Raw genomic sequence first — 10,307 nt, 5'->3', positions numbered from 1 at the left:
CGGCCCGCCCGCGCAGGCGTCCACCGCGCAAGGTCATCGGTGCGCCGGGCAGCCGTGACCCTTTCGCGTGGGCGGCCAGGGTGGCGACGACGCCGCCGGCGATGTCGGCGAGGATCGCGTCCAGGCCGCTGGACCGCAGCGCCCCCGCGGCGAGGCCGACGCTGCTGAGCAGCGGGATGGGCGCGAGGGCGGCGCCGCACTCCTCGAGCACCAGCGCCGCCTCGACGGGTCCGTAGTCGCCGCCGTCGGGCGCCGCGAGTTCCGTCCAGCCCAAATCGACGACCGTCTTCCACGGGGCGCGCCAGCGTTCGGGATCCGTCAGGGCCTGGCGGGCGGCGTCGGGGGGACACTCGGTGCGCAGGACGCCGCGCACGGTGTCGCGCAGCGACAGCTGCTCCGAAGTCAGTCCGACATCCATAAGACCCCTAACATAATAAAAATAGTAAACTAGCGGCTTTGTTGCAATCGGCGCGAGCATAGGTGGGTCCATGGTCGAGTGGTATCTGTTCCTGCCGCAGGTGCGGTTGTCCGCGGCCGACATCGCGGAACGGGCCCGACATGCCGAGGCCAGCGGTTTCGACGGGGTCGCGTTCATCGATCACCTCGAGGCGCCGGGGCTGGCCGACGAAAACATCTGGGAGGCAATGGGCATCGCCACCTGGGTGGCGGCCAAGACGGAGCGGCTACGGATCGGCCACCTGGTGCTCTGCGACGCCTTCCGGCATCCCGCCGTGCTCGCCAAGCAGGCCGTCACCCTCTCGGACGCGTCGGAGGGCAGGTTCGAGCTCGGCCTCGGCGCGGGGTCCTGGCCCGCCGAATTCACCAGATTCGATGTGGGCCAGCAGGATCCGAGGGCCAGGGTCGAGCAGCTCGGGCGCCACCTCGAGCTGATCAGGCAGTACTGGGGCGACGACGAGGGCAAGGCCGCGCAGGCCCCGCGCAGAAGCCATCCCATCCCGCTGGTCCTGGGCGGCACCGGGCCCCGGATGATGGAACTCGTTCGCAGGTATGCGGATTGGTGGAACGTGCCGGCGAACCACCTGGACAAGCTGCCCACGCTGACCCCCGCCGCGGGGACAGCCCGGGTGTCGGTCCAGCAGATGGTGGGTTTTGTCCGGACAGACAGCGATCCGGACAAGGTGCGCCAGGTGAGCGCCCGGCGATTCGGCAACCTGGGTTCGGGCCTGGTCTGCGGGGATGCCGACGAATTGATCGGGCACTTCACCGGCCTGGCCGCCCAGGGCGTGGAGCGGTTCTATGTGTGGTTCGCCGATTTCGCCGTCCCGGATTCGCTGCACGAGTTCGGCGAGGCGGTGATCAAGGCGTTCGCTGGCGCCGGCGCCGAGCTTCCGTAGGCACCACCGGCGGCCGGGCGTACGGTCCGCGCTGCACGGCGGACAGCCGGATCTCCGGCAGGTCGACGGACGGGTCGACCGTGTCGAGCCAGGCGACCGCCTCGGCGACATCGGACACCTGGATCGCGTACATCTCGAAGGGAACGTCCTGCAGCATTTCGGTTTCCACCGGGCCGGGCGTCACGATGTGCACGGCGATGCCGTCGCGGTCCACCTCGAGCGCCAGGGCGCGGGCGAACGCGTTCATGCCGGCCTTCGACGCCGAGTAGGCCGTCCGCGCCATCATCGGCTCATGCGCCGCCGACGACGAGATGAACACGAACCGCGAGCCCGCGCGCATCAGCGGCAGCGAAGCGGCGGTCACCACGAAACACGAATCCAGGTTGGCCGACAGGATGGTCCGCCACTGATCGAAGGTCTGCTTGCGCGCGTAGGTCCCGCCCAGCGTGCCCGCCGCGTGTACGACCAGGTCGAGCCGCTCCAAAGTGCTTATCGCGGAGGAGAATCCGTCCGGATCGGACGCGTCGGCCACGATGTGGCGCGCGCCGAGCTCCTCGGCGGCCGCGCGCAGCGGGGCTTCGCGCCGCGCCGCGAGCACCACGTCGTAACCGAGCTCGCTCAGCCTGCGGCCGCATCCCTTCCCGATCCCACCGCTGCCGCCGGTGACTAATGCGGTTCGCATTAACGTCAGGGGCGCCGGATGTCGCGCGGGAGGGATCCCGAACGTGAAAGAGCCTGCGGCGAAAGCGCATATATGCGTTGGTCGGGCCGACCGGAGAGCACGTAGGTCTGGGTGTCGGCGAGGTGGCGACCCGCCATGCGGCGAGCGCGGTCGACGTCACCCTCCGCGATGGTGTCGGTCAGCTTGACGTGCGTGTTGAGCACCGCACGGCGCTGGGCCAACGAGGGGTAGGTGCCCCGTGCCGCGCTCTCGTCCGCCCACTGCTGTTCGTGGCTGGTCCACAGCGTCTCCAGGCTGCCGACGACCGCGATGATGGTGTGGTTACCGCAGCCGCGAACGACGAGATCGTGGAATTGGCGGCCGATTTCGGTGAAGAGGCGACCGTCTTCAAGATGCTCGGCCATGGCGTCGTTGACCCGCTTGAGCTCCGGCACCAACGTGTCCGCCCGGTCGGGCCGCTGGGCCGCCAGGGCGGCGCAGGCCGGCTCGAGTTCCCGCAACGCCGTGCCCAGGTCGGCGACCTCGACGGCCTCGCTCTGCAGCAACAGGCCGAGCATGTAGGCGGCGCTGGTCTTGGCGGGCGCGTGCACCACCGCGCCGCCGCGGTTACCCCGCCGGACCGAGACGAGCCCCTCGGTTTCCAGGATTCGCAGCGCCTCGCGCAGGGAGACCAGGCTGACGTTGAACTGTTCGACGAGCACCTCCTGGCGCGGCAGGAGATCGCCGTCGGCGAGTTCGCCGTCGATGATCTGGCGGCGCAACTCGTCGGCTACGATTTCGGCGATCCTCGGCGCCGACAGTCGGCGCCGGGCGTCGGGGCCAATTCCCAGGGCGGTCATCCAATCCTCGCGTGCTCGTCTGGCTTAGCTATTTTAGCAGTAATGGTATAAATAGCCGGGTGAGGCGCGAGCCCGGCAGCCGGCCGACACCGCTGGACGAATTGCGTGTCGTCGAGATCAGCGACCGGATAGCCGGAAGTTACTGCGGCAAGCTGCTGGTCGATGCCGGGGCTCGGGTGCGCAAAATCGAGCCGCCGCAGGGGGATTGGCTGCGCCGGTACTCGGCCACCTGTTCGCCGGTGCCCGACGGCGAGACCTCGCCCTTCTTCGGCTATCTCAACGCCGGCAAGCGCAGCCTGACCGTCGCCGCGGACTCCGAGCGGTATCGGGCCGAACTGGCCGCCGCCGACGTCGTCGTCGTCACCGCGGGCCGGTCGCGGGCCGCGGCGCTGGGCANTCGCGCGGGAGGGATCCCGAACGTGAAAGAGCCTGCGGCGAAAGCGCATATATGCGTTGGTCGGGCCGACCGGAGAGCACGTAGGTCTGGGTGTCGGCGAGGTGGCGACCCGCCATGCGGCGAGCGCGGTCGACGTCACCCTCCGCGATGGTGTCGGTCAGCTTGACGTGCGTGTTGAGCACCGCACGGCGCTGGGCCAACGAGGGGTAGGTGCCCCGTGCCGCGCTCTCGTCCGCCCACTGCTGTTCGTGGCTGGTCCACAGCGTCTCCAGGCTGCCGACGACCGCGATGATGGTGTGGTTACCGCAGCCGCGAACGACGAGATCGTGGAATTGGCGGCCGATTTCGGTGAAGAGGCGACCGTCTTCAAGATGCTCGGCCATGGCGTCGTTGACCCGCTTGAGCTCCGGCACCAACGTGTCCGCCCGGTCGGGCCGCTGGGCCGCCAGGGCGGCGCAGGCCGGCTCGAGTTCCCGCAACGCCGTGCCCAGGTCGGCGACCTCGACGGCCTCGCTCTGCAGCAACAGGCCGAGCATGTAGGCGGCGCTGGTCTTGGCGGGCGCGNTCGATACAGCGGCCCGACGGCATCCGCTACTCGGGCGGGATGCGTAAAGATGTGGACGACTGGTGGGAGTACGGCTGGGTGTTCCACGCGATGAACACCAACAAGCGTTCCGTCACACTGGATTTGGGCTCGGGCGAGGGGCGCGATCTGTTCCTGGAGTTGGCGGCCGGCGCCGACGTCGTGATCGAGAACTTCTCACCGCGGGTGATGGACCAGTTCGGGCTCACCGCCGACGTGCTGCTGAAGGTCAACCCGAAACTGGTCGTCGCGCGGATGCCGGCCTTCGGCCTCGACGGTCCGTGGCGCGACCGGGTCGGGTTCGCCCCGACCATGGAGCAGATCGCCGGCCTGGCCTGGGTCACCGGGCTGCCGGAGGCCCCGCCGGTAGCGCCGCGCGGGGCNGAGGTGCCATCCATCGAACCGGCCAAGGACGGCTACGTCGGGATCACGATGGTCACCGGCCAGCAGTGGCTCGACTTCTGCGCGATGGTCGAGTGCCCGCAGCTCGAGGAGATCGAACAGCTTCGTTTCCAGATCGGCCGGTGGGCCTACCGCGACCTGATCCGCGAACAGATCGGCCCGTGGCTGGCCGAGCGGACCGTCGCGGAAATCGTCGAGCTCGGGCAGCTGTTCCGGCTGCCGATCGCGGCGCTGGGCAACGGCTCCACGATCCGCGATCTCGAGTACGTGACGCAGCGAAACGTGTTCGCCCGCAACCCCGCCGGCTTTAACCAGCCCCGTCCGCCCTGGCTGATGTCGGAATGCGGCCCCGCGCCGCTGCGCGCCGCCCCTGCCCCCGGCGAGGCCGACGACGAACCCGCCTGGGAGGCAAGCGGATCCGAGCCGGACCCGGCGCGGCGCGGGCTGCCGCTCGAGGGGGTCCGCATCGTCGACCTGACCGCGTTCTGGGCCGGGCCCGCCGCGACCCACCTGCTGGCCGCATTCGGCGCCGACGTGATCAAGGTNGCGAGCGAGGGTTTTTCGAGACCCTGGACCACGCGAGCACCGGGGCGGGCCTCTATCCCTGCCCGCCGTTCGCCAAGCTCGCCGGCCAGGACAGGTGGCTGCGTCGCCCGCCGCCGAGGCTGGGCGAGCACAATGGGGAGGTACTGCGCGATCGGTGCGGGCTGACCGACGAAGAACTGGCGACGCTGGCCAGCAACAAAGTGATCGGGACCCGGCCGAAGGGCCTCGAAAAGTGAGGGTTAAGGAGGGCGTTCGATGCGCGTGACGGTCGACGAGAACCAGTGCGAGGCCAACGGCTTCTGCGAATCGCTCGCCCCGGAGGTATTCGAACTGGGCGACGAAGACGTGGTGCAGATCGCGGACGGCCCCGTGCCGCCGCGGCTGGAGATCGACGTGCGCGCCGCCGTCGACCAGTGCCCCAAGGCCGCGCTGCGCTTGATCGAGTGACGCCCTAGAGTGCGTCGCATGCGCGACATGACGAAGTACGCCGCGATGCGGCCCTACTTCGAGGTCGTCGCCGAAGCCCTGAAGGGTTTGGTCGACGGGATCGATTTTTTCGATATCCACGCCGAGGATGTGGTGGTCGAGTTCGTCATCACCGTGCCGGACTATCCACGCCGCATCGTCGGCCGCGAAGCGCTGGCCGAGCTGTACGCCGATTACGGGGAGTCCATCGTCCAGAGCGGCAGTAGCGACGTGTACCGCTACTACGACCCCGACAAGTCGGTGGTGATTCTCGAGTACACGATGCACGGCACGGTGGTGCGCACGGGCGCGCCGTACGTCAACCGATTCATCTCGGTGATCGCGGTCAAGAACCGCAAGATCGTGCACTGGCGCGACTACCTGGACCCGCTGGCGGTATTCGCCGCGTTCGGCGACGCGCCGGCGCCGTATTGACCTTCGCCCGACGACGGCGAGCGCCGGGACGGCGCGAGTAAGGAGTCGGGCAATCAGACGGAGCGCTCGTTCAGCGATATCGCCATCTCGTCGTAGATCGACATGTTGGTGAGCAGGTTCGGGTAAGCCACCGTGGCCGGCCCCAGGGCGATGTCGTCGCAGCGCAGCAGGAGTTCGTCGAACACCGCGCGGAGTTCCGCGCGCGCCAGCATGGCGCCCAGGCAGTGGTGCGGCCCGCCGCCCCCGAAGGCCACCTGCGGGTTGGGCTGTCGCCCGATGTCGAAGGTGAAGGGGGACTCGAAGACCTCCTCGTCGCGGTTCGCCGAACGCAGCATCGAAACCACCCGTTCGCCCTTCGCGATGTGCTGGCCGTCCATCTCGACGTCGACCTTCGCGGTGCGCGTCCAGTAGGCGACCGGTGACGCCCAGCGCAACACTTCCTCGACGGCACTCGGGCGCAGCGCTTCCTGCTCGCGGTATCGCTCGATCTGCTCCGGGTTCTCCACGAACGCCTGCACCCCGATGGCCAGCGCGTTCTTGGTGGTGTCGCTGCCGGCGAACGCCAGCACGAAGAAGAAGAACTCGAGTTCGTTGGTGGGCAGGCTGAATTGCTCCCCGTCTTCGCCGGTGATCACCGCGGTCGCCAGCGTGCTCCAGATGTCGTCGGTTGGATTGCGCCGCTTCTGCGCGGTGAGCTCCATCGCGTACCCGAAGATGGTGGCGTACAGGTCGGTGTAGTCCTGCCGGGTCAGCCGCGACCCCGGCGAATTGGCCTTCAGAATGCGGTCCAGGGAATCGAAGATTCGCGGCCGGTCGTCCTCCGGTATGCCGATGATGTCGCCGATGACCGTCATCGGCAGGGAGTCGGCGACGTCCTCGATCCAGTCGCCGCCGCCCCGATCGAGCAACCGGTCGATCATCCCCGCGGCGCGCGCCCGGATGCCGTCCTCGAGTTTGCCGACAGCGCGCGGGTTGAATGCGCCGGAGATGAGCTTGCGGCGCTTGTTCAGCGCCGGCGGATCCATGTTGATGATGGTCGGGTACGACGAGAACATCCCGGCCGGCTGGATGGTCGGCCCGTCTACCGCGGTGAAGGACTCGGCGTCGCGGTGTAGCCGGACCGCGTGCCGGTGCTTGGTCGCCACCCAGAAGTCGCGGTGCACCGTCTCGGCCACCCCCGGGGTCAGGTCGTGGCGGAACAGGGGACTGCTGCGACGTAGCTGTGCGAACAGCTCGTCGGGAAAACCGTTGCGCCACAAGGCGAAATCGGATAGGTCCACCGCCGCAGCCGTCATCTGAAACCCCGCTTCCCGGACGCCCTCATGTGCGCGTTGACGTTCAATGCTTAAGATAGTAAAAATAGAGCTAATCGTCGAACTTGGAGCGCTCGTGACGGACACAATTTCAGACTCGGCCTCGGATTCGGCCGCGGATCCCTCGGAACGCGAGTTCGGGCAGGCCGGCATCGCGTTGTCGACCTACCGGTTCCCGACGGGCTGGTTCATCGTCGCCTTCGGGTCCGACCTGGCCGCCGGCCAGGTCAAGCGCGCACACTACTTCGGCGAGGAGCTGGTGCTGTTCCGCACCGAGTCCGGCCAGGTGCACGTGATGGAGGCCTACTGCCAGCATCTCGGCGCCAACTTGGGCGTCGGCGGCACCGTGGAGGGCGAGAACATCGTCTGCCCGTGGCACGGCTGGCAATGGCGCGGGGACGGCACCAACGCCCTGATCCCGTACAGCAAGATCGGCTGCAAGAACAACGTCCGGATTCGCACCTACCCGAGCATGGAGTGGTACGGATTCGTCCTCGCCTGGCACGAGCGACACGGTCGGGCGCCGTACTGGCAGCCGCCGGTGCTGCCCGAACTGGAAACCGACGAGTACTACCCGCTGCACCCGCACACCCAGATGATCAACCGGGTCAAGGTGCACCCGCAGATGATCATCGAAAACGCCGCCGACCCCTACCACGTTCAATACGTGCACAAGGCCGCCAACCCCGCCACCACCGCGTCGTTCGAGGTGTCCGGCTACCACCTGCACGCGACCGTCAACGCGCATTTCGGGGGCGGGCGCGCGTCGACCTGGCTGACCCCGAACGGGCCGGTCGACGCCAAGATCATCTACGACAACTACTCGCTGGGCCTCGGGCTGGTCCGCTTCCCGAGCGAGCTGGTGGCCACCGTGCAGGTGACGGGGCAGACGCCGGTCGACGAGGACTACACCGACTACTTCTACACGCAGGCTTCCATTCGCGAGCCCGGCGACACCGGCGACGCGCCCACCGGCCGCGCCGCCAAGTTCCTGGCGCTGCAGCAAGAGGTCATCAAACAGGACTTTTTCACGTGGGAGAACATGAAATACCTCGAGAAGCCGAACCTGGCCCCCGAAGAGGCGCACGACTACGCCGCCCTTCGCCGCTGGGCGCACCGCTTCTACCCGGGCGAGCGGCCCTCGCCGTCGGACTTCGGCTACACCCCAGACGGTGAGCCCGACCCGGCGGCCGCGAAAGCCTGATGCCGGGGCCGGCCGAGTTCGGCGTCGACAGCTTCACCGTGCCGGCCGTGCTGGATCGGCGGGCCGAGCAGTACCCCGACCGGGTGATGATGTCGATCGCCGGTGTGGACGTGACGTTCGAGCAGATGCGGCAGCGGTCCCGCGCGGCGGCGCACATGCTGGCCGGCCTCGGCGTCGGCCGCGGCGACTGCGTGGCGTTGTTCACCGCCACCTGCCCGGAATGGGTGTACTTCTGGCTGGGCGCCGCACGCATCGGCGCGGTGAGCGCCGCGGTGAATGCGGCCAACAAGGGCGAGTTCCTGCTGCACGCGCTGCGGTTGTCGCGGCCCAAGGCGATTTTCACCGATGCCGAGCGGCGGCCCCGCGTCGACGAGGTGACCGATCAGCTCGAGACGGTGACCGGCGTCGTGGTCCAAGATGATTCGCTGACCGCGACGTTGCACCTCGACGTCGACGTCCCGCTGAGCGACAGCCCCGCCGGGACGACGGACGTGGGGGCGCTGTTCTACACGTCGGGCACCACCGGGCCGTCGAAAGCCGTTGCCACGACCTGGCATTACCTGTTCTGCGTTGCCGCGACCGCCGCGTCGGCCTGGGAACTCGGCCCGGGGGAGACGCTGTGGACGGCGATGCCGCTGTTTCACCTGAGCGCGGCGCCCAGCGTGTTGGCCCCGATGTTGGTCGGTGGAACGACCGTGTTGGCCAAGGCCTTTCACCCCGGCGAGGTCTGGGATGACATCCGCGCCCGCGGTGCCGTGGGTTTTGCCGGCGCGGGCGCGATGGTGTCGATGCTGCAGAATCTGCCCGCGGACCCGTGTGACGCCCGGCTGCCGCTGCGGTTCATCTCGGCCGCACCCATCGACGCGAAGTCCTATCGCGAGATCGAAAAGCGCTACGGCTGCCGGATCGTCACGATGTACGGAATGACGGAAGCGTTTCCGATCGCCGTCAAAGGCGTGTCCGACGAGGGGGTGCCCGGGACGTCGGGGCGGCCGAATCCCCATTTCGACGTGCGCATCGTCGACGAGCGCGGCGATCCCTTGCCACCCGGCGCCGTGGGTGAGATCGCCTGCCGGCCCAGGCAGCCGCACGTGATGAGCGAAGGCTACGTAAGTCAGGGTTTGCGGGTGGACCCGCATCCGGAGTGGTTTCGCACCGGCGATTTGGGCCGTCTCGATGCCGAACAGAATTTGACATATGTGGATCGGGTCAAAGACTCGCTGCGCCGACGGGGGGAAAATGTTTCCTCGGTCGAAGTCGAGGCCGTCGTCTTGCGGTACCCCGCGGTGGCCGAAGCCGCGGCGGTCGGGGTCCCCAGTGAGTTGGGCGAAGACGACATCCTGTTGTTCGTGACGTTGCGCCCTGGCGCCACACTGGATTGCGCCGAGCTGCTCGACTTCTGCGCCGCCAGGATGCCGTACTTCTGCGTGCCGCGATTTGTGGAGACGGTCAATGAACTCCCGAAGAACGTCATTGGACGAATACGTAAAGATTTGTTGCGGAGCCGTGGCTTAAATGAGGCCACTTGGGATCGGGAAGAACATGGTTATATCGTCAGTCGCTAAGTTAAGTTAGTGTTACATGAGGCAATTTCCCCGTCATTTTCCGACAGAGGCTGGAGAGCCACGATGACCCTGACCTATCAGCAAGAGCAGTTCCTCCACGCCGCGATGGGGCGCGCTGCCATCCTGGACCTGAGTGCTCGGCACAATCGGGCCTACTCCGACGGCGACCGCGATCGCTGGATCGCCACGTTTCGCCACTCCGGCGCCAGCTACACCCGCGATGGCGAGCTGTTCACCGATCTGCGCGCGGCCTTCGACGGCGGCGACGGGCAGCGCCTGGCCACCCTCGACCACGAGATCCACATCGACGGCGTCAACGCGAGCCAGCGCTGCGTCGCGGTGCTGTTCGCCGCCATGTATGGCGACACCACGCTCCGGGCCACCGGGACCTTCCGGGACACGCTGATCTACGAGCGCGGCGGCTGGTACTTCACTTCCCGTGTGCTCGCATGGGATTCGGTGCCGAGCCGGCATCCGCTCGTCATGTGAGCGACACCGCTACGTGGATCCGGACCTCAGCT

Annotated in this window: 10 protein-coding genes and 3 pseudogenes; 8 read left to right on the top strand and 5 right to left on the bottom strand. The window is 67.9% G+C overall.

The features are described 5' to 3' along the window. Positions 1–418 (bottom strand): acyl-CoA dehydrogenase family protein (locus BN4348_RS46340; protein WP_167670473.1); only part of this gene is annotated, 418 nt, incomplete at its 3' end. A 70-nt stretch (positions 419–488) separates the two neighbouring features. Here BN4348_RS46340 and BN4348_RS46335 point away from each other — a divergent pair. Continuing rightward, positions 489–1,355 carry an LLM class flavin-dependent oxidoreductase gene (locus BN4348_RS46335; protein WP_066914412.1) on the top strand — a complete coding sequence of 289 codons (867 nt, stop codon included), beginning with the start codon at positions 489–491 and terminating at the stop codon, positions 1,353–1,355. Here BN4348_RS46335 and BN4348_RS46330 read toward each other — a convergent pair. After that, positions 1,318–2,037, bottom strand: a complete 720-nt coding sequence (locus BN4348_RS46330) for an SDR family oxidoreductase (RefSeq protein ID WP_066914410.1) — start codon at positions 2,035–2,037, stop codon at positions 1,318–1,320. The two genes, BN4348_RS46335 and BN4348_RS46330, sit on opposite strands and share 38 nt — an antisense overlap. A gap of 5 nt (positions 2,038–2,042) precedes the next feature. After that, positions 2,043–2,876, bottom strand: coding sequence for a FadR/GntR family transcriptional regulator (locus tag BN4348_RS46325; RefSeq protein ID WP_066914408.1), 834 nt, complete (start codon positions 2,874–2,876; stop codon positions 2,043–2,045). A 59-nt stretch (positions 2,877–2,935) separates the two neighbouring features. Here BN4348_RS46325 and BN4348_RS46320 point away from each other — a divergent pair. Then, positions 2,936–3,271, top strand: a pseudogene (locus BN4348_RS46320) (CoA transferase); the annotation flags it as partial. On the opposite strand, the pseudogene BN4348_RS46315 reads toward BN4348_RS46320, so the two are convergent. Beyond that, positions 3,237–3,863, bottom strand: a pseudogene (locus tag BN4348_RS46315) (FadR/GntR family transcriptional regulator); the annotation flags it as partial. The pseudogenes BN4348_RS46320 and BN4348_RS46315 overlap by 35 nt on opposite strands. Positions 3,864–3,877: 14 nt before the next feature. On the opposite strand from BN4348_RS46315, the pseudogene BN4348_RS46310 reads away from it, so the two are divergent. The 3 genes and pseudogenes from BN4348_RS46310 to BN4348_RS46300 all read left to right on the top strand — a co-directional run. Beyond that, a pseudogene (locus BN4348_RS46310) lies at positions 3,878–4,849 on the top strand (CoA transferase); the annotation flags it as partial. Positions 4,850–5,059: 210 nt separating this feature from the next. Then, the gene (locus BN4348_RS46305) at positions 5,060–5,251 is read left to right on the top strand and encodes a ferredoxin (protein WP_066914404.1); all 192 of its coding nucleotides are present in this window, start codon (positions 5,060–5,062) and stop codon (positions 5,249–5,251) included. 18 nt (positions 5,252–5,269) lie between these two features. After that, complete coding sequence (locus BN4348_RS46300) at positions 5,270–5,704, top strand: nuclear transport factor 2 family protein (protein ID WP_066914402.1); 435 nt, start codon at positions 5,270–5,272, stop codon at positions 5,702–5,704. A gap of 53 nt (positions 5,705–5,757) precedes the next feature. Here the strand turns inward: BN4348_RS46300 and BN4348_RS46295 are convergent, their stop codons facing one another. Further along, the gene (locus BN4348_RS46295) at positions 5,758–6,999 is read right to left on the bottom strand and encodes a cytochrome P450 (protein WP_066914400.1); all 1,242 of its coding nucleotides are present in this window, start codon (positions 6,997–6,999) and stop codon (positions 5,758–5,760) included. A 94-nt stretch (positions 7,000–7,093) separates the two neighbouring features. On the opposite strand from BN4348_RS46295, the gene BN4348_RS46290 reads away from it, so the two are divergent. The 3 genes from BN4348_RS46290 to BN4348_RS46280 all read left to right on the top strand — a co-directional run bounded on the left by BN4348_RS46290 (position 7,094) and on the right by BN4348_RS46280 (position 10,275). Continuing rightward, on the top strand, positions 7,094–8,221 hold the full coding sequence (locus BN4348_RS46290; protein WP_211145736.1) for a Rieske 2Fe-2S domain-containing protein: 1,128 nt from the start codon (positions 7,094–7,096) through the stop codon (positions 8,219–8,221). Then, positions 8,221–9,786, top strand: coding sequence for an AMP-binding protein (locus BN4348_RS46285; protein WP_066914396.1), 1,566 nt, complete (start codon positions 8,221–8,223; stop codon positions 9,784–9,786). Before BN4348_RS46290 ends, BN4348_RS46285 begins: the two co-directional genes overlap by 1 nt. 63 nt (positions 9,787–9,849) lie before the next feature. Continuing rightward, a complete protein-coding gene (locus BN4348_RS46280; RefSeq protein WP_066914394.1) occupies positions 9,850–10,275 on the top strand; it encodes a nuclear transport factor 2 family protein in 426 nt (141 codons plus the stop codon). The last annotated feature ends 32 nt before the right edge of the window (positions 10,276–10,307 follow it).

The organism is Mycobacterium interjectum (assembly GCF_900078675.2).
Taxonomy (GTDB): domain Bacteria; phylum Actinomycetota; class Actinomycetes; order Mycobacteriales; family Mycobacteriaceae; genus Mycobacterium; species Mycobacterium interjectum.
The sequence above is the reverse complement of the archived record's forward strand: the minus strand, read 5'-3'. Positions and strand labels throughout refer to the sequence as shown.

Excerpts from the sequence above, each read along its gene's own strand:
- BN4348_RS46285 (WP_066914396.1), top strand. The coding sequence starts at position 8,221 with ATGCCGGGGCCGGCCGAGTTCGGCGTCGACAGCTTCACCGTGCCGGCC.
- BN4348_RS46325 (WP_066914408.1), bottom strand. The coding sequence starts at position 2,876 with ATGACCGCCCTGGGAATTGGCCCCGACGCCCGGCGCCGACTGTCGGCG.
- BN4348_RS46295 (WP_066914400.1), bottom strand. The coding sequence starts at position 6,999 with ATGACGGCTGCGGCGGTGGACCTATCCGATTTCGCCTTGTGGCGCAAC.
- BN4348_RS46330 (WP_066914410.1), bottom strand. The coding sequence starts at position 2,037 with ATGCGAACCGCATTAGTCACCGGCGGCAGCGGTGGGATCGGGAAGGGA.
- BN4348_RS46305 (WP_066914404.1), top strand. The coding sequence starts at position 5,060 with ATGCGCGTGACGGTCGACGAGAACCAGTGCGAGGCCAACGGCTTCTGC.
- BN4348_RS46280 (WP_066914394.1), top strand. The coding sequence starts at position 9,850 with ATGACCCTGACCTATCAGCAAGAGCAGTTCCTCCACGCCGCGATGGGG.
- BN4348_RS46335 (WP_066914412.1), top strand. The coding sequence starts at position 489 with ATGGTCGAGTGGTATCTGTTCCTGCCGCAGGTGCGGTTGTCCGCGGCC.
- BN4348_RS46300 (WP_066914402.1), top strand. The coding sequence starts at position 5,270 with ATGCGCGACATGACGAAGTACGCCGCGATGCGGCCCTACTTCGAGGTC.